22 protein-coding genes and 1 pseudogene are annotated in these 25,248 nt (G+C 72.9%); 14 read left to right on the top strand and 9 right to left on the bottom strand.

The window, feature by feature from the left end:
- Positions 1-98: 98 nt before the first annotated feature.
- Genes EV372_RS24545 through EV372_RS24570 form a run of 6 tightly spaced genes read left to right on the top strand, consistent with a single transcriptional unit; the run spans position 99 to position 6,557 of the window.
- A complete protein-coding gene (locus EV372_RS24545) occupies positions 99-980 on the top strand; it encodes an ABC transporter permease (RefSeq protein ID WP_232051660.1) in 882 nt (293 codons plus the stop codon).
- A complete protein-coding gene (locus EV372_RS24550) occupies positions 977-1,765 on the top strand; it encodes an ABC transporter permease (RefSeq protein WP_130397964.1) in 789 nt (262 codons plus the stop codon). The genes EV372_RS24545 and EV372_RS24550 overlap by 4 nt, the downstream gene beginning before the upstream one ends.
- Before the next feature lie 19 nt (positions 1,766-1,784).
- On the top strand, positions 1,785-2,807 hold the full coding sequence (locus EV372_RS24555) for an ABC transporter ATP-binding protein (RefSeq protein WP_130397965.1): 1,023 nt from the start codon (positions 1,785-1,787) through the stop codon (positions 2,805-2,807).
- The gene (locus EV372_RS24560) at positions 2,804-3,865 is read left to right on the top strand and encodes an ABC transporter substrate-binding protein (protein ID WP_130397966.1); all 1,062 of its coding nucleotides are present in this window, start codon (positions 2,804-2,806) and stop codon (positions 3,863-3,865) included. Before EV372_RS24555 ends, EV372_RS24560 begins: the two co-directional genes overlap by 4 nt.
- Positions 3,862-4,827 carry a nucleoside hydrolase gene (locus EV372_RS24565; RefSeq protein ID WP_130397967.1) on the top strand — a complete coding sequence of 322 codons (966 nt, stop codon included), beginning with the start codon at positions 3,862-3,864 and terminating at the stop codon, positions 4,825-4,827. Before EV372_RS24560 ends, EV372_RS24565 begins: the two co-directional genes overlap by 4 nt.
- A 35-nt stretch (positions 4,828-4,862) precedes the next feature.
- Positions 4,863-6,557 carry an adenine deaminase C-terminal domain-containing protein gene (locus EV372_RS24570; RefSeq protein WP_130397968.1) on the top strand — a complete coding sequence of 565 codons (1,695 nt, stop codon included), beginning with the start codon at positions 4,863-4,865 and terminating at the stop codon, positions 6,555-6,557.
- Positions 6,558-6,968: 411 nt separating this feature from the next.
- On the opposite strand, the gene EV372_RS24575 is transcribed toward EV372_RS24570, so the two are convergent.
- Complete coding sequence (locus tag EV372_RS24575; RefSeq protein WP_130397969.1) at positions 6,969-7,601, bottom strand: TetR/AcrR family transcriptional regulator; 633 nt, start codon at positions 7,599-7,601, stop codon at positions 6,969-6,971.
- Between the two features lie 60 nt (positions 7,602-7,661).
- Here EV372_RS24575 and EV372_RS24580 point away from each other — a divergent pair, with 60 nt between their 5' ends.
- On the top strand, positions 7,662-9,104 hold the full coding sequence (locus EV372_RS24580; RefSeq protein ID WP_130397970.1) for an aldehyde dehydrogenase family protein: 1,443 nt from the start codon (positions 7,662-7,664) through the stop codon (positions 9,102-9,104).
- 42 nt (positions 9,105-9,146) lie between these two features.
- Here the strand turns inward: EV372_RS24580 and ctaD are convergent, their stop codons facing one another.
- On the bottom strand, positions 9,147-10,790 hold the full coding sequence (gene ctaD / locus EV372_RS24585) for an aa3-type cytochrome oxidase subunit I (RefSeq protein WP_486484056.1): 1,644 nt from the start codon (positions 10,788-10,790) through the stop codon (positions 9,147-9,149).
- A 406-nt stretch (positions 10,791-11,196) separates the two neighbouring features.
- Entirely contained in the window at positions 11,197-12,789 is a 1,593-nt protein-coding gene (locus EV372_RS24590; RefSeq protein WP_130397972.1) for a polysaccharide deacetylase family protein, read from the bottom strand.
- Positions 12,790-13,170: 381 nt separating this feature from the next.
- Between EV372_RS24590 and EV372_RS29270 the strand changes: the two genes are divergently transcribed.
- Positions 13,171-13,596, top strand: a complete 426-nt coding sequence (locus tag EV372_RS29270) for a hypothetical protein (protein ID WP_197044310.1) — start codon at positions 13,171-13,173, stop codon at positions 13,594-13,596.
- Positions 13,597-13,619: 23 nt separating this feature from the next.
- On the opposite strand, the gene EV372_RS24600 is transcribed toward EV372_RS29270, so the two are convergent.
- Positions 13,620-14,714 carry a C15 family peptidase gene (locus EV372_RS24600; RefSeq protein ID WP_130397973.1) on the bottom strand — a complete coding sequence of 365 codons (1,095 nt, stop codon included), beginning with the start codon at positions 14,712-14,714 and terminating at the stop codon, positions 13,620-13,622.
- A 197-nt stretch (positions 14,715-14,911) separates the two neighbouring features.
- On the opposite strand from EV372_RS24600, the gene amaB reads away from it, so the two are divergent.
- The 4 genes and pseudogenes from amaB to EV372_RS24620 all read left to right on the top strand — a co-directional run.
- Positions 14,912-16,459: an L-piperidine-6-carboxylate dehydrogenase gene (gene amaB / locus EV372_RS24605; protein WP_130397974.1), complete on the top strand. Its 1,548-nt coding sequence runs from the start codon at positions 14,912-14,914 to the stop codon at positions 16,457-16,459.
- A gap of 139 nt (positions 16,460-16,598) precedes the next feature.
- Positions 16,599-17,066: a MarR family winged helix-turn-helix transcriptional regulator gene (locus EV372_RS24610; RefSeq protein WP_130397975.1), complete on the top strand. Its 468-nt coding sequence runs from the start codon at positions 16,599-16,601 to the stop codon at positions 17,064-17,066.
- A 64-nt stretch (positions 17,067-17,130) separates the two neighbouring features.
- The gene (locus EV372_RS24615) at positions 17,131-17,559 is read left to right on the top strand and encodes an organic hydroperoxide resistance protein (protein ID WP_130397976.1); all 429 of its coding nucleotides are present in this window, start codon (positions 17,131-17,133) and stop codon (positions 17,557-17,559) included.
- A 297-nt stretch (positions 17,560-17,856) separates the two neighbouring features.
- Positions 17,857-17,964 (top strand): annotated as a pseudogene (locus tag EV372_RS24620) (CstA-like transporter-associated (seleno)protein); the annotation flags it as partial.
- 69 nt (positions 17,965-18,033) lie between these two features.
- Here the strand turns inward: EV372_RS24620 and EV372_RS24625 are convergent.
- From EV372_RS24625 to EV372_RS24640, 4 genes are all read right to left on the bottom strand, one after another.
- The gene (locus tag EV372_RS24625) at positions 18,034-19,044 is read right to left on the bottom strand and encodes a hemolysin family protein (protein ID WP_130397977.1); all 1,011 of its coding nucleotides are present in this window, start codon (positions 19,042-19,044) and stop codon (positions 18,034-18,036) included.
- A complete protein-coding gene (locus EV372_RS24630; protein WP_130397978.1) occupies positions 19,041-20,423 on the bottom strand; it encodes a hemolysin family protein in 1,383 nt (460 codons plus the stop codon). Before EV372_RS24630 ends, EV372_RS24625 begins: the two co-directional genes overlap by 4 nt.
- Positions 20,424-20,660: 237 nt before the next feature.
- Positions 20,661-21,221, bottom strand: coding sequence for a TrmH family RNA methyltransferase (locus EV372_RS24635; protein ID WP_051104316.1), 561 nt, complete (start codon positions 21,219-21,221; stop codon positions 20,661-20,663).
- A gap of 123 nt (positions 21,222-21,344) precedes the next feature.
- A complete protein-coding gene (locus tag EV372_RS24640) occupies positions 21,345-21,998 on the bottom strand; it encodes a methyltransferase (protein WP_130397979.1) in 654 nt (217 codons plus the stop codon).
- Positions 21,999-22,138: 140 nt separating this feature from the next.
- Between EV372_RS24640 and EV372_RS24645 the strand changes: the two genes are divergently transcribed.
- Together EV372_RS24645 and EV372_RS24650 are read left to right on the top strand one after the other, a co-directional pair.
- On the top strand, positions 22,139-22,645 hold the full coding sequence (locus EV372_RS24645) for a dsRBD fold-containing protein (RefSeq protein WP_081642916.1): 507 nt from the start codon (positions 22,139-22,141) through the stop codon (positions 22,643-22,645).
- Between the two features lie 419 nt (positions 22,646-23,064).
- Positions 23,065-24,336, top strand: a complete 1,272-nt coding sequence (locus EV372_RS24650) for an APC family permease (protein ID WP_130397980.1) — start codon at positions 23,065-23,067, stop codon at positions 24,334-24,336.
- Between the two features lie 15 nt (positions 24,337-24,351).
- Here EV372_RS24650 and EV372_RS24655 read toward each other — a convergent pair.
- Positions 24,352-25,232, bottom strand: a protein-coding gene (locus tag EV372_RS24655) for an IS5 family transposase (RefSeq protein WP_486483996.1) whose coding sequence is annotated in 2 segments (ribosomal slippage) — positions 24,352-24,858 and positions 24,861-25,232 — 879 coding nt in all. Because the reading frame shifts where the segments join, the coding sequence is not laid out codon by codon here.
- Positions 25,233-25,248: the final 16 nt, after the last annotated feature.

Here is a 25,248-nt window from a genome sequence, read left to right on the forward strand (position 1 = left end):
AGATCAGGCATCGTGCAGGCGAATCCTCGCGTAGACAAGGCACCGCGCAGCTCAGGCACCGTGCCGAACCCAGACCGTCCCCTCGACAGCGACCGGGAGTGGAATTGCCCCGCCCGTCACCCACCGTCGGCGCCGACGCGGCCGCTCCGCGCCGCGGCCGCCTCCCACGACCACCCGTCACGGTCCTGCTGGTCCCGGGGCTGGCCGTGGTCCTGTTCGCCTTCTGCTACCCGGTCGTGGCCACCCTGGCCTGGCCGCCCGACGGCGACCCCGCCACGGTCGCGCGCGAGACGGGCGGCCTGCTCACCGACCCCTACCTGCTGCCCGTGGTCGCGCGCACCGTCCGCGTCGCCGTGGTGACCACCGCGCTGTGCCTGCTCATGGGCTTCCCGGTGGCCTACCTCATCTCCCGGGCCCCCGGCCGCTGGCCCGGACGCCTCCTGGCCCTGGCGATCTTCCCGCTGCTGCTCAACACCGTCGTGCGCACCTACGGCTGGATCATGGTCCTGGGCGGCAACGGCCTCATCAGCGGCATCAGCGAGGCCCTGGGCATGGGCCGGGTCCAGCTGCTCTACACCGAGACCGCCATCGTGCTCGGCCTGGTCCAGCTCTTCCTGCCGCTGATGATCCTGTCCTCCTACTCCAGCCTCGCCCAGCAGGACCACCGCCTGGAGGACGCCGCCCGCGGCCTGGGCGCCTCGCCCGGCCGGGCCTTTCGCACCGTGGTCTTCCCGCTCGCCCTGCCCGGCGTGCTCGTGGGCTGCACGCTGGTCTTCGCGGGCGCCGTCACCGCCTTCACCACGCCCCAGCTGCTCGGCGGGCCGCGCGAACGCCTCCTGTCCACCCTGCTCTACAGCCGGGTCAACGTCAGCCTCGACTGGCCCTCCGCCAGCGCCGTCGCCCTGGTGATGACGGTGCTGGTGCTGGCGGTCAGCGCGCTGTCCGGCCGGCTCGGCAAGATCGGGAGCACCACCTCATGATCCTGAGACGTCCCTTCCTGTCGCTGCTCGCGGCGGCGGCCTTCGTCCTCATGCTCGGCCCCGTGGTGATCCTGGTCGGGGTCGCCTTCACCGCCGGGAGCACCCTGGCCTTCCCGCCCGAGGGACTGTCCCTGCGCTGGTTCGCCGCCGCCCTGGACTACGGGCCCTTCATCGACTCCTTCGGCACCAGCGTCGCCGTGGCGCTGGCCTCCACCGCGATCGCCCTGCTCCTGGGCGTTCCGGCGACCCTGGCGCTGCACCGGGGCGACCCGCGCGGGCGCAGGGTGATGGAGAACCTCTTCTTCGCCCCGATCGTGGTCCCCGAACTCGTCCTGAGCCTGGCCCTGTTCCAGCAGCTCATGGTGGGCATGCGCGTCACCGCGCTGGGCGCGCTGATCGTCGGGCACACCGTCCTGCTGCTGCCCTACACCGTCCGCGTGGTGGGCGCCTCGCTGTCGCTGGCCGACGCGCGCCTGGAGGAGGCCGCACGGGGGCTGGGGGCCGGGCCGGTGCGGGCCTTCTTCACCGTGACCCTGCCGGTCATGGCGCCGGGCATCCTGTCCGCCACGATCCTCGCCTTCATCACCTCCCTGAACAACGTTCCCCTGTCCCTGCTGCTCACCGGCCCGGGCGTAGCGACGCTGCCGGTGGAGATGCTCAACTACGTCCAGTCCTCGTTCGACCCGGTGGTCGCGGCGGTCAGCGTGCTGCTCCTGGTGCTCAGCGTCGCGGTCGCCTTCGCCACCGAACGCATGGTCGGTTTCACGAAGGTCTTCGGCCGCTAACCGGGAAGAAGGACACCACATGACACCCGTCGTCGAACTCGACCGCGTCACCCACCGCTTCGGCGGACGCAAGGGCAAGGACGGCCCCGCCGCCGTCGCCGACCTGGACCTGGCCGTGCAGCGCGGCAGGTTCACCACGCTGCTGGGCCCCAGCGGCTGCGGCAAGACCACCACCCTGCGCATGATCGCCGGGTTCCTCCAGCCCACCTCCGGCAGGATCCTGCTGGAGGGCCAGGACGCCACCCGCACCCCGCCGGAGAAGCGCAACATCGGCATGGTCTTCCAGTCCTACGCGCTCTTCCCGCACATGACCCTGCGCGACAACGTCGGCTACGGGCTGCGCACCCGCAGGATCGCCGCCCAGGAGGTGGCCAGACGCGCGGGCGAGGCGCTGGACCTGGTGGGCCTGGCGCACCTGGCCGACCGCAAGCCCGCCGAGCTGTCCGGCGGCCAGCAGCAGCGGGTGGCCCTGGCCCGCGCCGTGGCCATCCGCCCCTCGGTGCTGCTGCTGGACGAGCCGCTGTCCAACCTCGACGCCCAGCTGCGCGTGCAGATGCGCCGCGAACTGCTGCGGGTCCAGCGCGAGACCGGGCTGACCGCCGTCCTGGTCACCCACGACCAGGACGAGGCGCTGGAGCTGTCCGACACCATGGTCATCCTCAACGAGGGGCGCCTGGAGCAGCAGGGCGCGCCCCGGGAGGTCTTCCCTGCGCCCGCCAACCGCTTCGTCGCCGAGTTCCTGGGCTACGACAACTTCCCGCGGGTGCCCGGGCACGGAGTCGTCACCATCCGGCCCGAGCACGTGCGCCTGCTGCCCGCCGGAACCCGCGAGGGCGAGGGCGAGACCGGCCTGGACGGCACCGTCGGCGAGGTCACCTTCCAGGGCAGCAACTGCCTGGTCGAGGCCCGCATCGACGGCGTGGAGGGGCCCGGGGCGGTCCTGCGTTCCCTGCACCCGGCCGACGACCTGCGCTCCGGCGACCCCGTGCGTATCGCCCTGCCCCACCGCCACCTGGTGGAACTCGCCGAGGAGACCGGATGAGCCGCACCGCACGACCGCGCCGCACGCTCGCCGCGCTCGCCGGGACGGCGGCGCTGGCCCTGGTGAGCGCCTCGTGCGCACCGGTGCGCGAGGACGACCCCGACACGCTGGTGGTGAGCACCTTCGCCTTCGCCACCGAGGAGTTCACCGAGGTGGTGGCCGACCCCTTCGAGGCCGAGACCGGGATCCGGGTGGTCCTGGACACCGGCAACAACGCCGGGCGGCTCACCAAGCTCAGGATCAACGCCGAGACGCCCGACACCGACGTCGTGCTCATCTCCGACTACTACGCCCAGATCGGCAAGGACATGGGGCTGTTCGCCCCCGTCGACCCCGCCGACGTCCCCAACCTCGACGCCATCCAGCCCTGGGCGGTGGACCCGGACGGGTACGGACCCGCCTACACCTTCCAGCTCCTGGGCCTGCTCTACCGCACCGACCTGGTCGAGGAGGCCCCCGACTCCTGGGACGACCTGTGGGCCGAGCCCGAGGGAGGGTACGTGCTGCCCGACATCTCGGTCTCGGCCGGCCCGATGTTCGTCCTGGCCGCGGGCGAGCACTTCGGCTCGGGCCCCTCCGACCCCGACGCCGGCTTCGAGGCGATGGGCCGGATCGGCTCGGACGCGCTCCAGTTCTACACCGGCTCCACCGAGCTCACCAGCCTGCTCGAACGCGGTGAGATCGCCATGGCGCCCGGCCTGGACAACTTCGCCATGGGCTCGGTGGAGGCCGGGCAGCCGATCGGCTTCGCCGCGCCCGAACAGGGCCGGGTGATGACCGCCAACACCGTCCAGGTGGTCGACGGGGCGCCCAACGAGGCCGGGGCCCTGGCCTTCGTCGACTTCCTGCTGCGCCCCGAGATCCAGGAGGGGATGGCCGCGGCCCTCTACGACAAGCCCGTGGCGCTGGATGCCGACCCCACCCCGCTCATGGAGCGGGTGTCGGGACAGGCCGCCTCCTCCCCGTCCGACAGCGGCTACCACCAGGGCGACCTGGCCCTCATCGCGCAGGAGCGCTCCACCTGGCTGGACCGCTTCACCGAGGAGGTGGCGCGGTGAGCGTGCCCGTCGTGATCGACTGCGACCCCGGCGTCGACGACGCCCTGGCCCTGCTGCTCGCGCTGGCCTCCCCGGAGCTGGAGGTGCGGGGGGTGACCACGGTGGCCGGGAACGCCTCCCTCGCCGACGTGGACCGCAACGCCGCGCACGTGCTGGACCTGGCCGCGGCCCCGGCCGACCTGCCGCTGGTGTCGGGGCTGGCCGGGCCGATCGCGCGGACCGCGCGCCTGCGCGACGAGCCCATGCACGGGGTCGGCGGCCTGGGCGGGCTGGTCCCCGCCTCGCCGCCCCGGGCGTTCGGCCCCGGCCACGCGGTCGACTGGCTGGCGGAGCAGGCCCTGCGCTCGCCGGGGGAGCTGACCCTGGTGGCGATCGGCCCGCTGTCCAACGTGGCCGCCCTGCTCGCCCGCCACCCGCAGGCCGGACCGGCGCTGCGCGAGATCGTCGTCATGGGCGGCGCCGCCTTCGCCCAGGGCAACATCACCCCGGCCGCGGAGTTCAACTTCCACGCCGACCCCGAGGCCGCCCGGTACGTCCTGGAGTCGGGCCTGCCGGTGCGGATCGTGGGCCTGGACGTCACCCGCGCCGCCCTGTACCCGCTGCGCGAGGCCGAGGAGCTTGCGGCGCTGCCCGGCACCGCCGGGATCGCCGGAGCACTGCTGCGCGACTACGCCCTGCGCTACCGGGACCGCTTCGGCGTCGCCGCCGTGCCGGTGCACGACGCGCTGGCGGTGGCCGCCGTCGCCCACCCCGGGCTGCTGGGCTGGGAGGAGGGCACCGCCTCGGTGGAGTGCGCCGGAGAACTCACCCGAGGCGCCCTCGTGGCCGACCTGCGCACCCCCGGCCGCGCACGGCACGTGCGCGTGGCCCGCACCGTGGACGCCGACGGGTTCGCCGCCCGCCTCACCGAGGGCATCGCCAGCTACGCCGCAGAACCGAACGACAGCGCGCGGACGCCGTGAACCGCGACCGCGCACCGGAAGGGGAACCGACTCCGATGCTCACCGCAGACCTGCTCATCCGCGGCGGAGACGTCGTCTCCGTCCACACCGGCCAGGTGTGGCGGGCCGACGTCGCCGTGGTCGGCGACGCGATCCGCGCGGTGCTGCCGCCGGGCACCCCGGTCGAGGCCCGCGAGACCCTCGACGCCGACGGGCTCGTGGTCGCGCCCGGGTACGTGGACGCGCACATGCACATCGAGAGCTCGCTGCTGGCCCCGGCCGAGTTCGCCCGGGTCACGCTCGCGCGCGGCACCACGACCGTGCTCGCCGACGCCCACGAGATCGTCAACGTCGCCGGGCGCGAGGGGCAGGCGTGGATGATCGGGCAGGGCGAGGCCACCGGGCAGACCATGCGCTGGGCGGTCCCCTCGTGCGTGCCCGCGCTCGACGGGTTCGAGACGGCCGGGGCCCGCCTGGACGCCGACGACGTCGCCGAGATGCTGGACTGGGAGGGGGTCACCACCCTCGGCGAGGTGATGGACTACCGCGCGGTGGTCTCCGGCGACCCCAGGATGGGCGCCATCATCGCCGCGGCCCGCAGCCGGGGCGTGCGCCTGGACGGGCACTGCCCCAACCTGTCCGGCGCCGAGCTGGGCGAGTACCTGTGGGCCGGGATCGACTCCGACCACTGCAAGAACACCGCCGAGGTGGCGGTGGAGAAGGCCCGCCTGGGCATGCTGCTGATGCTCCAGGAGAAGTGCCTGACCCCCGAGGTCGTGCGGGCCCTGCTGGACCTGCCGCACCTGCCCGACTTCTGCCTGGTCACCGACGACATCGTCGTGGACGCGATCGTGAGCACCGGCCACCTGGACCGGGTGGGGGCGGTGGCCCTCGAACGCGGACTGCCCCCGCTGGCGGTGCTGCGGGCGCTCACGCTCCAGCCCGCGCGCAGGCTCGGCCTCGACGACCGGGGGACCGTCACCCCGGGCAAGCGCGCCGACCTGGTCCTGCTGCGCTCGCTCACCGAGCTGACCCCCGTGGTCGCGATCGCGGGCGGCGCGGTCGTGGGCCGCGACGGCGCCCCGCTCACCGGCCCCGGACCCGCGCCGCAACACCCGTTCGGCGGCACGGTGCGCATCGGCGCGCCCGACGCGCGGGCGGCCCGCTGGCGGGTGGACCTGCCCGACGGCGACCACGCCTTCCGGGCGCTGCGGGTGAACCCGGTGGACACCTACACCGAGCCGGACGAGGTCGTGCTGCCGGTGCGCGGGGGAGTGGTGCACTGGCAGGGCAGGACCGCGGTGGTGGCGGTCTTCGAGCGCCACACCGGGGCGGGCGGGGTGGCGTTCGCCCCGGTCACCGGGCAGGAACTGGGTGCGGGGGCCTTCGCCACCACCTACGCCCACGACAGCCACAACCTCACGGTCGTGGCCACGGGCGAGGAGGCGCTGCGCGAGGCCGCCGCGCGGGTGGTGTCCTGGGGCGGCGGCATGAGCCTGGTCCGCGAGGGCGGCGCGGGCACCGGGATCGCCCTGCCCATCGGCGGGGTCATGTCGGAGCGGCCCGCCGACGAGGTGGCCCGGGCCACCCGGGAGCTGCGCGCGGAGCTGGCGGCGTGGGGCTGGGACAACCGCAACGCCTTCATGAGCCTGTCCACCCTGACCCTGGCGGTGTCCCCGAGCGTGAAGATCACCGACCGGGGCCTGGTGCGCGTGGTCGAGCGCGCCTGGGAACCGGCGACGGTGGGCTGACCCGTTGCGCGAGGCGGAGCCGCGTACCCTCCCCGGGCGCGCGGCTCCGCGGGCGATCGCGGGTCCGCCACCGCGGCGGGAGCCGAACCGGTCCGGCGGGCCCGTCCGCCGGGGCTGTGCCCGAGCGGACAGAATATAAATCTACGACGTATAGGTGGGCTTTCCGGTGACAACCAATCCCGGACAGACCGGGTACTGACGAACCAACGATCGCAACCAGACTCATCCAAAGGAACCCGCACCGGGCCGCCGTCATCGCCCGGGATGCGGTGGGGCCCCGGGCGATGACAGGAACCCGGCGCCCCGGGGAAGGCCGCCCGGGAGCCGGACGGGTCCGCGTCCTCAGCCGGTGCGGGTGTTCGGGGCCTCTCCGGTCAGGTGGGAGGGACGGGTCCCTCCGGAACCTCCGCCTCAGCCTTCCGCCTCCCGGTGGCCCAGGGCGCGCAGCAGGTAGGGCAGGAGCCGGTCGGCGATGTCGTGGCCCGGGGAGGCGCCGGGCGCGGGCGGCACCAGGAACGTGTGGCTGACCATCGGGCCGATCACCATCTCCGCCACCACCAGCGGGTCCTCCACCGGCGGGATCTCCCCGCGCGCGACGGCGCGTTCCACCACCGCCAGCACCCTCTCCTGGAGCGGCACCACGAAGTCGCCGAAGAGCGCGTCGGCGAGCGCCTGGTTGTGCGCGGCCTCGCCCAGCACCGCGCGCAGCAGCCTCCCGGAGGACCCCTCCAGGGCCGCGGCCTTGTCGTGCAGGAGCCGGGACAGGTCCGAGCGCAGCGCGCCGGTGTCGAGGTCGGGCCCCAGGTTCTCCGCCCAGTCCCGGGCGGCTCCCAGGACCAGGTCCTCCTTGGAGCGCCAGCGCCGGTAGAGGGTGGCGGTGGAGACACCGGCCCGCCGGGCGACGGCGGCCGTGGTCAGGCCGCCGTACCCGTGCAGTTCGAGCTCGGCGAGGGTGGCGTCCATCAGCGCGCGGTCCCGGGACGCGTCGCGCGGTCGGCCCCGGTGGGGGGCGCGTGAGGCGTCGGGCAGATGGTCGGTGGTCATGCCCGAATCCTATGCGAGCGGGGTCTAGGGAAACGAAAGCGTTTCGTTTAGTATCGCTCCATGACCGACACCCAAGGCGCCCCCGCCGCCGAGGCCGCCCCCCGGCCCCCCGCCGAGCCGCTCACCCTGACCACCGAGATCCCGCCGGTGGTCGCCCGCCTGCGCGCCGCCTTCGCCTCCGGCCGCACCAAGCCCGTCGCCTGGCGCCGCGCCCAGCTGCGCGCCCTGCGCCGCATGCTCACCGAGGAGCGCGCCGCGTTCGAACGCGCGCTCAGGGCCGACCTCGGCAAGAGCCCCATCGAGGCCCACACCACCGAGATCGGCTTCGTGGTCAACGAGATCGACCACACCCTCAGGCACCTGGCCTCCTGGCTGCGCCCGCAGCGGGTGCCGGTGCCCGTCGCCCTGGCCCCGGCCAAGGCCCGCCGCGTGCGCGAGCCGCTGGGCACCGTGCTGATCATCGCCCCGTGGAACTACCCGGTGAACCTGTCCCTGGCGCCCCTGGTCGGCGCCCTCGCCGCGGGCAACGCCGCCCTGGTCAAGCCCAGCGAACTGGCCCCGGCCACCTCCGCCGCCCTGGCCGAGCTGCTGCCCCGCTACCTGGACACCGAGGCGGTCGCGGTCGTGGAGGGCGGCATCCCCGAGAGCACCGCCCTGCTGGAGGAGCGCTTCGACCACATCTTCTACACCGGCAACGGCGCCGTGGCCCGCATCGTCATGGCCGCCGCCGCCAAGCACCTGACCCCCGTCACCCTGGAGCTGGGCGGCAAGAGCCCGGCCATCGTCGAACCCGGGGTGGACCTGGCCACCACCGCCCGCCGCCTGGCCTGGGGCAAGTTCACCAACACCGGTCAGACCTGCGTGGCACCCGACTACGTGCTCGCCGTCGGCGACACCGCCGAACCGCTCCAGCGCGAGCTGACCGCCGCCATCACCGAGATGTTCGGCGAGGACCCCTCACGCAGCGCCGACTACGGGCGCATCGTCAACGAGCGCCACTTCGCCCGGATCACCGCCCTGCTGGGCAGCGGCACCGTGGTCACCGGCGGACAGCACGACATCGACCGCCTCTACGTCGCCCCCACCGTCCTGGGGGACGTGGACCCCGACTCCCCGGTGATGTCGGAGGAGATCTTCGGCCCCGTCCTGCCGGTCCTGCGGGTCCCCGACCTGGACGCGGCCATCGCCTTCGTCAACGCACGCGACAAGCCGCTGGCGCTGTACGGCTTCACCGACTCCGAGGAGACCAAGCGCCGCCTGACCACCGAGACCTCCTCGGGCGGCCTGGCCTTCGGGCTGCCGATCGCCCACCTGGCCGTTCCCGACCTGCCCTTCGGCGGCGTGGGGGACAGCGGCATGGGCGCCTACCACTCCGCGGCCTCCCTGGACACCTTCTCGCACACCAAGTCGGTGCTGGACAAGTCGCTGTTCATGGACACCATGCGCGTCGCCTACGCGCCCGTCACCGAGCTCAAGCAGAAGCTGCTGCGCCGGCTCCTGTGAGCGGGAGGGCGGGGTGGGCCGCGCCCTCCCCGCCCGTGCTGGTCAGTGCCTCGGGGCGGCCTCCTCGCGCCCGGCGTCCAGGGCCCGCCCCGCCACGTGCGGGTGGTGCAGGTCGAACGCGGGACGCTCGGAACGGATCCGCGGCAGCGAGGTGAAGTTGTGCCGCGGCGGCGGGCAGGACGTGGCCCACTCCAGCGAGCAGCCGTAGCCCCACGGGTCGTCCACTCCCACCTGGGGGGCCCTGCGTGCGGTGACGAAGACGTTCCAGAAGAAGATCAGCGTCGAGGCCGCCAGCACGAACGAGGAGACCGAGGAGATCTGGTTGAGCTCGGTGAAGCCGTCACTGGGCAGGTAGTCGGCGTAGCGGCGCGGGAAGCCCGCCGCTCCCAGCCAGTGCTGCACCAGGAACGTGCCGTGGAAGCCCAGGAAGAGCAGCCAGAAGTGGAACTTGCCCAGACCCTCGTGGAGCATCGTCCCGGTGAACTTGGGCCACCAGAAGTAGAAGCCCGCGAACATCGCGAACACCACCGTGCCGAACACCACGTAGTGGAAGTGGGCCACCACGAAGTAGGAGTCGGTGACGTGGAAGTCGATCGGCGGGGAGGCCAGCAGCACACCGGTCAGACCGCCGAACAGGAAGGTCACCAGGAACCCGATCGAGAACAGCATCGGCGTCTCGAAGGTGATCTGGCCCCGCCACATCGTGCCGATCCAGTTGAAGAACTTCACGCCGGTCGGGACCGCGATGAGGAAGCTCATGAACGAGAAGAACGGCAGCAGCACCGCGCCCGTGGGGAACATGTGGTGCGCCCACACCGTCACCGACAGGCCCGTGATGGCGATGGTCGCCGCCACCAGCCCCTTGTAGCCGAAGATCGGCTTGCGGCTGAACACCGGCAGGATCTCGGTCACGATGCCGAAGAACGGCAGCGCGATGATGTACACCTCGGGGTGGCCGAAGAACCAGAACAGGTGCTGCCACAGGATGGCCCCGCCGTGCTCGGCGTGGAAGACCTGCGTGCCGACGATGCGGTCCGCGCCCAGCGCGATCAGGGCCGCCGTCAGCACGGGGAACGCGATGAGCACCAGCACGCTGGTCAGGATGATGTTCCAGGTGAAGATCGGCATGCGGAACATCGTCATGCCCGGCGCGCGCATGCACAGGGCGGTCGTGATGAAGTTGACCGCGCCCAGGATGGTGCCCAGACCCGACACCACCAGCCCCATGATCCACAGATTGCCCCCCACCCCCGGTGAGTGGACCTCGTTCGACAGGGGCGTGTAGGCGAACCAGCCGAAGCTGGCCGCGCCGCCCGGGGTGAGGAACCCGGCCGAGACGATCAGCCCGCCGAACAGGAACAGGTAGTAGCCGAACAGGTTCATCCTCGGGAACGCCACGTCGGGCGCGCCGATCTGCAACGGCATGATCACGTTGCCGAACCCGACGAACAGCGGGGTCGCGAAGAGCAGCAGCATGATCGTGCCGTGCATGGTGAACAGCTGGTTGTACTCCTCGTTGGACATGATCTGCATGCCCGGAAAGAACAGTTCGGCGCGGATGAGCACCGCCAGGATCCCGCCGAAGACGAAGAAGGCGAAGGCGGTGATGATGTACATGTACCCGATGACCTTGTGGTCGGTCGAGGTCAGCCAGCTCACGATGATCGACCCCTTGGGGGCCTTCACGGAGGAGGACTCCTCTGCCTCGGTTTTCGCTGGTGCCACTGCTCGTGCCTCCGTGCGGAAGATGGGTGCGTGCGAATGGGAAAAACGAGGCTTTTCCTTTTGGGGGTGATTCGGGAAGGGAATGTCCCAGGCCTCGGAAACGCAACCTAGCCCATCGGGTCCGCCGGTGCCGGTAATCGCCACCAGTGTTTTCTTCGCCGGACGGAGAATGTCCTCTTTGTTTGCGAAGAGGGGGCGGGTCCGCCCCCGCGCCAGCGCCATTCCGGCTCTCCGGACGGGTTCTTTCGGTCGCGGCGCCGCGGACGCCCGTGCGAGGCCCCGCGGGCACACCGTCCCCCGCCGCCTTCCGGTCCCCGGCCCGCGCCCTCTACCCGGCAGGGGCCCGGCCGCCGCGCGGGCGCGGGGCCTAGGAGAGCCGCGCGTCGGTGTACACGTCGCCCGACTCCATGCCCTGGTAGCCGAAGATGTCGGTGACCGTCACGAAGTGGTAGCCCTGCCGGTGCAGCCCCGCCAGCACGTCCGGGATCGCCCGCACGGAGGTCTCGTGGATGTCGTGGAAGAGCACCACGCTCCCCGGCACGGTGTTGTCCAGCGCCGCCGCACTGACGTCCTCGGTGTCGCGGCTCCTCCAGTCCAGCGTGTCCACGTCCCACAGGACCAGGGGCTGTTCCACCGTCTTGCGCACCGTCCCGTTCAGCGACCCGTAGGGCGGCCGGATGGTCGGCGGTTCCACCCCGGTGACCTCGCGCACGGCCGCGTTGGTGCGTTCGATGTCCTTGCGGATCTCGTCGGCCGACATCTTCGCCAGGTCGTCGTGCTTCCAGGTGTGGTTGCCCAGCTCGTGGCCCTCCTCGGCCATGCGCTCCACCGGTGCGGGGAAGTCGTCCACGAGCGAACCCAGCACGTAGAACGTGGCGTGGGCGTCGTACTCGGCCAGGCTGTCCAGCAACCGGTCGGTGTGCTCGCCCGGCCCGTCGTCGAAGGTCAGCGCCACGCACTTGAGGCGCTGGCAGTCCAGGGTGTGCCCCTGGGCGCTCAGGCCGCCCTCGTCCTGCGAGAGGCCGTCGCCCAGACCGTCCCCGTGCAGGGCCGCCTCCCGGGCCCGGTAGCCCAGCTCGGACAACAGCCCCTCCACGTCGGCGGCCTCCACCGGAACCAGCACCTCGCCGACCCGGCCCGCGCTGGGCACCGCGTCGGGGTCCATGCGCACGGCCAGGCCGCCCGCTGTGCTGAAGGCCAGGTCGCCCAGCGGCGAGCCCGCCCAGCGCTCGGCGGCCTTCCGGGCCTGGCCGGGCTCGGACAGGTCGAGCGGCTCGGCCGTCGCGTCCGCCTCCCCGCCCGGTCCCCCGGCCGCCTCCCCGTCGGCCGTCCCGTCCCGCCCGTCAGCGGACGCGCCGCCCTCCGGCGCGGTCCGCTCGCCCGAGGCGACCTCGCCGACCAGCCCGGGCAGCTGGTGCTCGGGCAGGTCGTACCCCTCCTCCAGGACGTCGGCCAGGACCAGGTGGGCCTGCTCGATCGCCTCCTCGTCCCGGAACAGCGAGGTCCAGGGCAGCACCGCCCCGCTGTCCGCGTCGTACCACAGGGTGTCGGCCTCGAAGGTCTCGTCCCCGCCCGCGGAGGCGGTCGCGGTCAGCCGCGCGCCCACCACCTCCGGGGAGGCGGCGAGGATGGCCGTGTCCTGGTGCAGCTCGGGGGATCCCCCCTCCGGCAGGTCCTCCAGGAAGGCGGTCTGGCGCTCGGCCATGGCGGTACGCGCCTCCACCGTCAGCGGGTGGTCGTCGCCCAACAGCGGGTAGCGGTAGCTCACCACGCTGTCGTCGGTGGTCACCGATACGGTGCTGGCCTCCATCCCCGCCAGGTCGTCGGGCGAGGAGCGGACCGGTTCGGCGTAGGGAAGCTCCTGTTCCACGGCACGGCAGCCGGGGACCAGGAGCAGACCCACGGCGGCGCTGACGGAGAGTTTGCGTCGTAGTGAGGTGACAGCCACGAGGGGGACCATATCCGAGCCGCTCACCTCAGCGTGAATCGCCTCGCAGGCGTCCGCGTACTCAGCGTGTCCGGCGCGCGGTCACGCTCCGTTCACCCGACCCGCCTCCGGTAGCCCCCTCGGCGCCTCCGGGAGGGCCGGGGAGGAGGATCGCGCCGCCAGGTCCCCGGTGGGCCGGCGGCCCGGCGCCGGGCCCGTTTCCGGGGCCTCGCGGCCCTGTACCGGCACTGTCCGAAACCCGGTGCGGGCACGGGGCGCCGGTCCTCGGCGGGTCCGCGTTCCGGCCATACTGATCCCGAAGGGGCGTACACCGTGTTCCCCCGCGAATCCGGACGCCGGTGACACGCCCTCCTCCGTCGGAGCGCCCGCTCCGTCCACCCCTGAAAGGCACCCATGAGTTACGGTCCCGGAACCGGCGGCTACTTTCCCCCGAGCGGGGGGAGCGGTGGCCACCAGCCCCCTCCCGGAGGAGGCGGAGGGTATCCGCCGCCCGGAGGCGGCCTCCCCCCGCCCCCCGGAGGCTGGTACGGCGGCCCCGGTTTCCAGCCGCCGCCTCCGCCCGCGAGCCAGGGCTCGGCCATCGGCGCGCTCATCGCCAACATCTTCGGCCTGTGCCTGTGCTGGATGCTGTCGATCGTCGGCGTCATCCTGGCCATCGTCGCGCTGACCATGACCACCACCAACCCCGAGTCGGCCAGGACCTGCACCATCATCTCCTGGGTGCTCTTCGGAGTCGGGACCGCACTGTACGCCGTCCTGTTCTTCGTCTACGGGGCGGCGGGGCTCATGAGCGTCTTCGCCACGAACTCGGCCTACTGAAGCGGGCGGGGGAGGGGAGGGGGTCAGCCCCGCCCCGCCTCCTCCCGTGGCCCGGCCGCGTCGGCGGCCACGGCCGCCACGATCCGCCGGACCTGCGCCAGGACCTCGGCGTTCTCCCGCGGGGAGGCCACCTTGGGCAGGTGCACGTGCCCGGCCGCGATCCGCCGCCCCGCCCGGTCCCGCAGCAGCGTGTTGCGGTAGGCGATCTCGTTGGACAGGTAGTCCCCACCGCCCCCGCGGCGCGCCGCCGACCCCTCCGTGGGGCCGTCCGGGCGCACCACCACCCCGCGCCCGTCCGGCGCGGCCTCGGCCACCTCGGTGTTGACCACCACCGGGTAGGGGTCCTCCCGCACGGCCGCCAGGATCCGTTCGTGGGGCAGCGAGGAGAGCGTCCACTCCGGGACGCCGGGGCCCGGCACCGGTGCCCGGCCGGTGCGCGACACCCGCAGGTTGTCCTCGCCTCCGCCGCGCCAGACGCCGTTCCACACCTCCAGGTCGAAGCGGCCCGGCCGCCCGCGGCTGAGCGTGACCACCGCGTCCGCGCGCCGGTGCTGCCCGGCCAGCGCCTCCTCCACCAGCCCGGCGTCGAAGTCCGCCCAGCGCACCGGGAACACCGCGGTGCGCACCACGGCCGTGCGCCCGCCCACGGGGAACGTCCACCCGTTCAGGTCCAGCGCCGCCGCGCCGGAGGGGTTGGAGCACGCCGGGTCCTCGTCCAGGCGGAAGGGGTCGAAGCCGGTCACGACCACCCGCACCCACCGGTCGCCCGGCGGGAAGTCGAGGTCGGCGATGCCGCGCGAGCAAGTCTCCAGCAGGTGCAGCAGGTCGGCGCGGTCGGCGTCGGAGACGGCGAAGTCCGGCCGCCAGGAGCGCAGCCGGGCCGAGAGCACCAGCCGCGCCCAGTACAGGGGGCGGTCGTCGGCGCCGTCGCGGGCGGCCTCCGTCCACAGCCGGGAGGCGTGCGCGGCGACCGCCTCCCGTGCCCGGGCGAGGTCGGCGCTCGCCCGCAGATCGGCGCTGAACAGGGGCTCGGCCGCGCCGAAACCGGAGCGGGTCAGGATCAGGCGGGGCTCGGGGAGACCGGCGCGGTCCTCTTCGGGAGTGGTGTGGTGGTGCACGGGGGTCGCTGTCCGTCTCAGGGGCGTCGGGAGGGCCGCCGGGGGAGGGGCCAGCCGAGTCTAACGCCGCCCGCGACCGCCCCGGGGACAGCGCGTCCGGCGCGTCCGGCCGACGAGACACGGGGGCTGGACCGGCGGGGTCGGACTTGGCAGGGTGTGAGGTGACCGCCCGTTCCTCTCAACGGAGAGAGCAGCACATGCCGATTTCCGCCCTCCCCACCACCGCCTCCCTCGCCGACCGCGCGCGGGCCGCCCTGGACCGGTGCCGCGTCGCCGCGCCCCAGGAACCGGCCGGGGCCGGCGGCGCGGCGAGGTCGCCCATCACCGGCCAGGAGCTCTTCGCCCTGGCCCACGAGTCCGCCGCCGACGTCGAACAGGCCGTCGCCGAGGCCCGGGAGGCCTTCGCCGCCTGGCGCGACACCCCCGCCCCGGTGCGCGGGCAGCTCGTCCACAGGCTCGGCGAGCTGCTGCGCGAACACAAGGCCGACCTGGCCGAGCTGGTGACCATCGAGGCGGGCAAGATCCGCTCCGAGGCCCTGGGCGAGGTTCAGGAGATGATCGACATCTGCGACCTGGCCGTGGGCATGTCCCGGCAGCTGTACGGGCGCACCATGCCCTCCGAGCGGCCCGGCCACCGGCTCATGGAGACCTGGCACCCGCTGGGCGTGGTCGGCGTGATCACCGCCTTCAACTTCCCGGTGGCGGTGTGGTCGTGGAACACGTGCGTGGCCCTGGTGTGCGGTGACACCGTGGTCTGGAAGCCCTCGGAGCTGACCCCGCTCACCGCGCTGGCCTGCCACGGCCTGCTCATGCGCGCGGCGCGGGAGGTCGGCGCGCCCTCCCGGGGCCTGCACCGGGTCGTGCTGGGCGGCCGCGAGATCGGCCGGGCCCTGGCCGACGACCCCCGGGTGGCCCTGCTGTCGGCCACCGGCTCGACCGCCATGGGCCGCGAGGTGGCGCCCCGGGTGGCCGCCCGCATGGGCCGCTACCTGCTGGAGCTGGGCGGCAACAACGCGGCCGTGGTCGCCCCCTCCGCCGACCTGGACCTGGTGGTGCGCGGCAGCGTCTTCTCCGCGGCGGGCACCGCGGGCCAGCGCTGCACGACGCTGCGCCGCCTCATCGTGCACGAGGACGTGGCCGAGGAGGTCACCCGGCGGATCGTGGACGCCTACAAGCAGCTGCGCGACCGCGTCGGCGACCCCTTCGCGGAGTCGACGCTGGTGGGTCCGCTGGTGGGCGAGCGCGGGTACGCCGCGATGCGCTCGGCGCTGGAGCGCGCCGCGGCCGAGGGCGGCCAGGTGCTGGTCGGCGGCGCCCGGGTCCTGGAGGAGGAGGCCGCCGACGCCTACTACGTCGAGCCCGCGGTGGTGCGCATGCCCGGCCAGACCGCCGTCGTGCGCGAGGAGACCTTCGCGCCGATCCTGTACGTGATGCCCTACCGCACGCTGGAGGAGGCGGTGGAGCTGCACAACGGCGTGCCCCAGGGGCTGTCGTCGTCGATCTTCACCCAGGACCAGTCCGAGGCCGAGCGGTTCCTGTCCGCGGCCGGTTCGGACTGCGGGATCGTCAACGTCAACATCGGCACCTCCGGAGCGGAGATCGGCGGCGCCTTCGGTGGGGAGAAGGACACCGGCGGCGGCCGCGAGTCGGGTTCGGACTCCTGGAAGGCCTACATGCGCCGGGCGACCAACACGGTCAACTACGGCGGCGAGCTGCCGCTGGCCCAGGGCGTGAGCTTCCTCTGAGAGGCCCGGTGCCCGCGCCCGGCCGGGCGCGGGCACCCGCGACACGCCAAAAAAAGTTGCGCACGATCATGTTGCGTGCAACTTAATTCTGTTACGGTGGTGCCCACCGAACGGTTCCGCGCGCGCAGGAGGGAACACCGTGGCCGACGAGCAAGGGGAGAACCCCCTCGCCCTGGACAACCAGCTGTGCTTCTCCCTCTACGCGGCCTCCCGGGCCATGACCGGCCTCTACCGGGAACTGCTGGGCGACCTGGAACTGACCTACCCCCAGTACCTGGTCATGCTCGTGCTCTGGGAGCGCGGAACGCTCACCGTCAAGGAGCTCAGCCGGGCCCTGCACCTGGACTCGGGCACGCTCTCGCCGCTGCTGCGCCGCCTGGAGTGCGCCGGGCTCCTGACCCGCGAACGCAGTTCCACCGACGAGCGCGTCGTCGAGGTCGCGGCCACCCCGAAGGGCGACGCGCTGCGCGCACGCGCCGAGGAGGTCCCCGAACGGGTCATGTGCTCGGCCGGACTGCCCCGGGAGCGGGCCCGGGAGCTGCAGGAGGCGCTCGGCCTGCTCACACGTTCGGTGGAGACCGCCTCCCGCAGGCGCGACCCGTGCTGAACGGGGCCACGGGCCCCACCCGGACCACCATCGAACCCACCCACCACGAAGGAGAGAGGCAAACATGGCCTACGACGTGATGTACACCGCCAACGCCACCGTCACCGGAGAGGGCCGCAAGGGCACCGCTCGCACCGACGACCGCCGCCTGGAGGTCGACCTGTCCGTGCCCAAGGGCATGGGCGGCGACGACGGCCCCGGCACCAACCCCGAGCAGCTCTTCGCGGTCGGCTACGGCGCCTGCTTCCACGGCGCCCTCAAGGCCGTCGCCCGCAAGGAGAAGGTCAACGTCGACAACTCCACCATCGACGCCCAGGTCAGCCTGGGCAAGGCCGACGACGGCATGACCCTGGCGGTGGCGATCACCGTCACCATCCCGGGCGTGGACCAGGCCAAGGCCGAGGAGCTGGTCGAGGGCGCGCACCAGATGTGCCCCTACTCCCGCGCCACCCGCGGCAACATCGAGGTGACCCTGACGGCCAGGACCGCCTAGCGACACCTGCGCGGAGCCCCCCGAGGACATCCTCGGGGGGCTCCGCCCCGTCTGTGCGCCGCCAGCCGCCGACCCGCACGCGACACTTCCTCCCCCCTCGGCGTGTCCGCGGCCGAGAACGACCGCTGTGATGCCTGTTGCGCATAGCCGGCCCCGAGGGACAGGCGTCCGGCGGTCCTCGACCCGACCGAAGCCCCGAAGCCACGAAGAGGGAAGGACCGGACGTCCTCTGTCCCGACCCGCGGCCCAGCGGAGGCCGGGCCCCCGGCCGGTGAGCGCGCCTAGGAGGTCTACCTCGACCACCACCGGCGCACGCACCCCGGGCAGGGGCCCGTGGGCGAGCGCGCCTTCTGGCGCCAGCACGTGGACAGGGGCGACACCGACCCGGGGTCGCGCTGCCGCTGAACACGCGCACACACGAGGGGCCGGGAGGGGGATCCCCCTTCCCGGCCCCTCACGGCCTCACGGCCCCGCTCAGGCGGCCGTGTCCAGCAGCAGCAGGCGGTCCAGGATGTCCTGGAGGGTGACCAGGCCGATCACCTCGCCGTCCGACTCCACCAGGGACAGGTGGCTGCGGCTCTCCCGCATGATGCCCATCGCCGCGTACATCGGCGTCTCCGCGGCCAGGGTGAGCACCGGCCGCATCAGGTCGGCCGCGGTGGTCCCCTCCGGACCCGTCAGCGCCTCGCGCACGTGCAGCACGCCCACGGGCTCGGTGCCGTCCATCACCACCAGGCGCAGGTGCGTGGACTCCCGCGACACCTGCTTGATGTCGTCCACCGTCGAGTTCGGGGACACCGACGCGATCTCCTCGCGCGGCGTCACGATCTCGCTCAGCGGGCGGGAGTTGACCTCCAGCGCCGTGGCCAGCTGGGCGCGGCGCTCGGGGTCGAGCGCACCGGCCTTGGCCGAGTGCTCCACCAGCTCGCGCACGTCGTCGGGACCGTGCCCGGACGACATCTCGTCCACCGCCTCCACGCCCAGCCGGTGCAGGCACCAGTTGGCCATGCCGTTGAGCATCAGCAGCAGCGGACGGGTGAACCACATGAACGCCCGCATCGGCACGGCCAGCATGATCGCCGACTTCTCCGGGTGCGAGATCGCCCAGGACTTGGGCGCCATCTCACCCACCACCAGGTGCAGGAAGGTCACCACGATCAGCGACAGCACGAACGAGACCACGTAGCCCACCGCCGCCGGCAGGCCGCCGAACAGCGGCTCCAGCATGTGGTGGACGGCGGGCTTGGAGATCGCGCCCAGCGCCAGGGCGCACAGGGTGATCCCCAGCTGCGAACCGGCCAGCAGCAGCGACAGGTCGCGGGCGCTCTTGACCGCGGCCCGTGCCGAGAAGCTGGACTCGGCGGCCTCCTCCAACCGGTAGCGGCGCGCCGCCACCAGGGCGAACTCGATCGCCACGAAGAAGGCGCTCAGCGCGATGATCACCGCGGTCAGCGTGAGCGCCACCCACACGTTCATGTCACTCATGCCGACGCCTCCTGCGACTCGTTGCCCTGGACCTCGTGCAGACGCAGCTCCACGGTGTGCGGAACGTGCCTCTGCACCGCGCTGACGACCATGGTCAGCCCCATGTCGGGGTCCTCGTCGTGCGCGCTGGGCGGTCGGGGCAGGGCGATGGAGACCCTGTCACCGGCCTCGGGGAGCCGGTGCAGCTCGTGCACCACCAGACCGCCCAGGGTCTCGTAGTCCCCCTCGGGCAGGTCGTGGCCGAGCAGCCGCTCGACCTCGTCGATGTGCAGAGCGCCCGGGACCAGGTAGGAGCCCTCGCCCTCCAGGTAGGAGGGGGAGTCCTCCGCGGGGCTGTGCTCGTCGGCGATCTCGCCGACCAGCTCCTCGGCCAGGTCCTCGGTCGTGATGACCCCGGCCAGGCCGCCGTACTCGTCCACCACGCAGGCGAACTCCTCGCCCGCCTCACGGAGCTGGCTCAGCGCGGAGGGCAGCGGCAGCGACGCGGGAAGCATCACGGTGCGCCGCGCCACCTCGCTGACCTTGGTGTTGGCCAGGTCCCGGTCGCCCAGCGCGAGCACGTCGCGCAGGCAGATGACGCCGACGATGTCGTCCACGCCGTCACCCAGCACCGGGAAGCGCGAGTGGTCGGAGGCCATCAGCTCCACGACCCGGCTGACCGGGTCGCCCTCCTCCACCGTGGCCACCTCCGGACGCGGGATCATCGCGTGCCCGGCGGTGCGCTCGTGGAAGTCCAGGGTGCGGTCCAGCAGGGTGGACAGCTCCGGCGGCAGGTCGCCGCTGGCCTTGGACTCGGCGATGATGCTCTCCAGGTCGCGCGCGGTCGCCGCGTGCTGGACGTCCTCGACCGGTTCGATCCGCACCGCCTTGAGCAGCAGGATCGCCGCCTGGTCGAACAGCCAGATGACCGGGCCGAAGATCTTCAGGTAGATCCCCGTGGACAGCGCCAGCCAGCGCGCGACCGGCTCGGGCCGGGCGATGGCCAGGTTCTTGGGGAAGAGCTCTCCGAAGACCATCTGCACGACGGTGGAGAAGAGCAGGGCCAGGACGGTGCCGATGGCCACGCCCGTCCCCGTGGGGATTCCGGCGAGGCCGAGCAGCTCACCGACGCCCTCGCCGATCATGGGCTCGGCCACGTAACCCACCAGCAGGGCGGTCACGGTGATGCCCAGCTGGGCACCGGAGAGCATGAAGGACGTCCGGTTGGTGATGCCCAGGGCCCTCTGGGCCCCGGCGTCCCCGGCCGCCGCCTTCGCCCGCAGTCGCGAGCGGTCCACGGCCATGTAACCGAACTCCTGGGCGACGAAGTAACCCGTCGCCACGGTGATCAGGAAGACCACCACGATCCCGAAGGCGATACTGAGGATGGTGCTCATCATCGGGCACGCACCGCCTGGTTCCGCTTCGGGCTCGGACTCCTACGAGGGTGCGCACCCTTCGTAGAAGGGGGCTCGTCGTCTGTGTCACAGCGTCCGTTCAGGACGCTGCCGGTACTTCGGGACGGGTCCACTGTTCCTCTCTCTGCGCTTTGGCGCTTTGTGGTGATATGTGACTACCAGGGATAAAGACGATCGGCCTGGGGCGGTTGTTCCCCGGCGGCGGATGTTCCGGAGCGGTCAGCTCCCGGCGGGGGCGTCGGCCTCCCCGCCGAGCCCGGCCCACTCCCGGCGGCGGGCCTCGGAGAGCGCGATCGCGGTGGCCACGGCCACGTTGAGCGATCCCACCCGTCCGATCTGGGGAACGTAGGTGACGGCGTCCGCGCCCGCCAGCAGGGCGGGGGAGCAGCCGTGGTCCTCGGCGCCCACGGCCAGGCACACGTCCGGCTCCAGGGGAGCCGCGTGCAGCGGGAGCGCGCCGGAGGCCAGCTCGACCGCGACCACCCGGTACCCGTCCGCGCGTGCGGCGGCCAGGGCGTCGGCGGTGGAGGCCATCCGGGTGTGCTCGACCTTGGCGGCGGTGCCCAGGGCGGTCTTGCCGACCTTGGGGTCGTCGGGGTCGGCGCTGTTGCCGGTCAACCAGAGCTGGTCGACACCGAAGGTCGCAGCCGTGCGCAGGATCGAGCCCAGGTTGTAGGGCTGGGTGACCGATTCGACGAGAAGGGCGAGTCGCCCCTCGGTGCGCCTGCGCCACTGGCGGTTCAGGCGTTTGACGTCCGTGGGACGCAACTGCGTGCTCAACTGCGGTGTTTTCCTCGGCGGGTGTTCCCGGGCTGGTCCCGGAGGCCATCTGTTCGCCACAGAGTACAGGTCACCGTGCGTGGGCGCACGCATGACCTGTGACACACCACGGCAAAAGCCGCGTCAAGCCACGGAACGGCGCACCGCGAGCACCCGGAAACCCGCCCGGGAGGCCACCCGTTCGGCGGGCAGGCCCTGCCCGTCCAGCCACTTCTGCAACGAGTCCGAGCCCAGGTGGCGCTGGACCACGAGGTGGGCGACGCCCTCGGGGGTGAGACGCCCCAGCCACGTGCGCAGCATGGAGTGCAGCACGCCCTTGCCCACCCGGATGGGCGGGTTGGACCACACCGCGTCGAAGGGGCCCAGCAGGTCCTCGGCGGCCACGTCCTCCCCCGTCGAGCCCTGCTCCACCGACAGCCCGCCCTCGGGCCCCACCACCGCGAACCGCGCGTTGCCCAGCCCGTGCTCGGCGGCGTTGCGCCGCGCCAGCCCCACGGCCCGCGCGTTGACGTCCACGCCCAGCACCCGCGCCCCGGGCGCGCGCGAGGCCATCGTCAGGGCGATGGGCCCGTAGCCGCAGCCCAGGTCGAGCAGGCGCCCGCCCTCGGGCGGCGCCGGGACCGACTCCAGCAGCACCCGCGTGCCGAGGTCCACCTTGTCGGGGGAGAACACGCCCCGGTCGGTGCGCAGCCGCAGGTGCAGGTCCGGCAGGACCAGGTCGGCGGTGGAGGGGCGGCTGGCGGCGCCCGGATCGGAGTCGAAGTAGTGCTGAGCCACGCCGTGACGCTACCAGGGGCGGCCCCGACCACGGCACACGGCAAAAACCTCCCAGCCCCACGCCAACAAAGGCCCAACCCCCGCGCCGTGGGGCGCCGGGATGCCGAAGATGGAGGTATCCGACGTTTGCGGGGGAACCCATGCGAGCACACGTAGGGGACCAGCTGGTGGTCGAGAGCCCGCGCGCCGACGCCCACCGCAGGACGGGCGTCGTCACCGGCATCGGGGGGTCCGACGGGGAGCCCCCCTACCGGGTCCACTGGGCCGGCGCCGAACAGGGCCACGACGACCTGGTCTACCCGGGTCCGGACGCGCACATCGAACACCCGCCCGGCTGCACGGGCGCCAACGCAGAGGGGGCCGATGCCATGCAGACGACCAAGCGCTGGAACGTCGACGTCGTCGTCGCCGAGGAGAACGAGGGCGACAGCGCGCGCACCTGGGCCGAGGTCGGCCTGGTCGCCGACGACGGGACGGCGCTGCGGGGACACGGGATGGCCCGCAAGCACCCCACGGACCTGGACGTCCCCGAGATCGGTGAGGAGCTCGCGGTCTCGCGCGCCCTGTCCGACCTCTCGCGCCAGCTCCGTCAGGTCGCGGCGGAGGACATCACCGACAACACCGGAACGCCCTGGCGCCCCACCTGAACCGGTGGCGGCCCCGCGGCCGACCGCGGGGGACGGGAGCGGGCGCGGGCCCGGACCGGCGAGGCCGGTCCGGGCCCGCCGCGCTGCGCCGGGACGGCCCGCGCCACCGCGTGGACACCGCACGGACCGATACCGGCCACCTTCGTCATGGCCGGACTGCTCCCGGTGGTCACCGGGATCGGGCACACTCGGAAGTCGGACACGACCGCCGCCCCGGCGGCGCAGCCGAGCCCCGGCCCCCGAAGCGCCGGGACCCCGCGTCGTGTCCGGTCAGGACACGACGGGGGAGGGTGCGCCAGCCGGGCACACGAGGTCCGCCGTCACGTCCCGAGGTACCGCTGTGCTTTACCGGAGGCGTCCGGGGAAGGGAGCGTTGCCGCCCGGCGCGAGCCGGGAGTACTCACGCAAGGGAGACCCCGTTGACCACCTCCTCCTCCGGCCCCCAGGCCAGACCCGCCCGCGTCCTGGGCACCGTCGACGCCGTCGCCATCGGCGCGGGCGCGATGCTCGGCGCCGGGGTGTTCACCGTCTTCGCCCCGGCCGCGCTCGGCGCGGGCGCCTGGCTGCCCGTGGCCATCCTCATCGCGGGGATCGTCGCCTACTGCAACGCCGTCTCCTCTGCCAGGCTCGCCGCCCGCCACCCCGAGTCCGGCGGCGCCTACGTCTACGGCCGCGAGCGCCTGGGCGAGCTGTGGGGCTACCTGGCGGGCTGGTCCTTCGTGGTCGGCAAGACCGCGTCCTGCGCGGCCATGGCGCTGACCTTCGGCGCCTACCTCCTCCCCGGCTGGGAGAAGGCCCTGGCGGCGGCCACCGTGGTCGCGCTCACCGCGCTCAACTACCGCGGGATCCAGCGCTCCACGATGGTCATCAAGATCCTGCTGGTCGCGGTCCTGGCTGTCCTGACCGCCGTGTGCGCGGCCATGCTCCTCAGCGGGCGCCTGGCCGCCGTCGCCCAGGTGGAGGGCCTGGGGCCCTGGCCCGGCTCCTTCGGTGTGCTCGGCGCGGCCGGGATGATCTTCTTCGCCTTCGCCGGGTACGCCAGGGTGGCCACTCTGGGCGGCGAGGTCCGCGACCCCCAGACCACGATCCCCCGCGCGGTCAACGTCTCCCTGGGCGGCGTGCTGGTGCTCTACCTCGTCATCGGCACCGGACTGCTGATCGTGCTGGGCCGCGAACGCCTGTCCACCACCGACACCCCGATGGTCGACGCCGTCCGGGTGGCCGGGTTCGACTGGCTGGCCCCCGTGGTGGTCGCGGGCGCGGCCGTGGCCAGCCTGGGCGCCCTGCTCTCCCTCATCCTCGGGGTCTCGCGCACCACCGCCGCGATGGCCGCCGACGGACACCTGCCCCGCTCCCTGGCCTCGGTCCACGAGCGCCACGGGGTGCCCCACCGCGCCGAACTGCTGGTCGGCGCGGTCGTCATCGCCCTGGTCCTGGTCACCGACCTGCGCGGCGCGATCGCCTTCTCCGCCTTCGGGGTGCTGGTCTACTACGCCATCACCAACGCCTCGGCGCTGCGCCTGGGCCCCGACGAGCCCCGTCCGCCGCTGCTGGTGCCGCTGACCGGGCTGGGCGGCTGCGTCGTGCTGGCGTGCAGCCTGCCGCTGCCCACGGTCATCACCGGCATGGCGGTCCTGGCGGTGGGAGCCGGGCTGTGGTGGCTGCGCGAGCGCTTCGACCTGCGCTTCTAGGGCCTGTTTGGTAAGTCAGAGCCATTCGTTGATGACCGCGATCTGGACGGTGGCCTCGTAGCGAAGCGCGAGCTTGTCATAGCGCGTGGCCACCGCCCGATTGCGTTTGAGCCGGTTGATCCCGCACTCCACCGCGTGACGGGCCCGATAGTCGGCCTTGTCGAAAGCGGGAGGACGTCCCCCGCGCCGTCCCTTGCGTTCGCGATTGCGAACCCGGTCGGCAGGCTCTGGGATCGTCGCCTTGATCTTGCGTGCGCGCAGGTAGGAGCGGATCTTCTTCGAGCTGTAGGCCTTATCGGCGCGCACCCGTACCGGCCGGGTGCGCGCCGGACCACTGCGCCCCCGCCCCACGACGCGGATACGGCCCATGACGGGCTCGAACTGGGGAGCGTCTCCACGCTGACCGGCGGTGATCACCACGGACACGGGCTTTTGAGCCTGTTCGCAGGCCAGATGGATTTTGGTGGTCCACCCGCCGCGTGAGCGTCCCAGGGCGTGGTCGGCGGGCTCATCCGTTCCGTGATCTTCTTGCTCCCCTTTTTCGCGGCCCCGGCGGCGTGCTGGTGGGCGCGCACGATGGTGGAGTCGACGTTGACCTGCCAGGTGATCAGGCCCGCCGCGTCGGCGATCGACTGCAAAGAGGCCAGGATCTGCGCCCAGGTGCCGTCCAGGCTCCAGCGGCGGAACAGGTCGTAGACCGTCTGCCAGGGGCCGTAGCGTTCGGGTAGATCGCGCCAGGGAGCGCCGACCCGCACCCGCCAGCGGATGCCGTTGATCAGGGTGCGCTTGCAGCGTTGGGGCGGGCGGCCCGTTGAGGAGGCGGGCAGCAGGGGTTCGAGTAGGGCCCACTGGGCGTCGGTGAGGTCACCGCGCCCGGGTCCGGGTAGGGTCGGCACGAAGCCTCCGGCGGAC

Source organism: Nocardiopsis sp. CNZ308 (assembly GCF_004217075.1).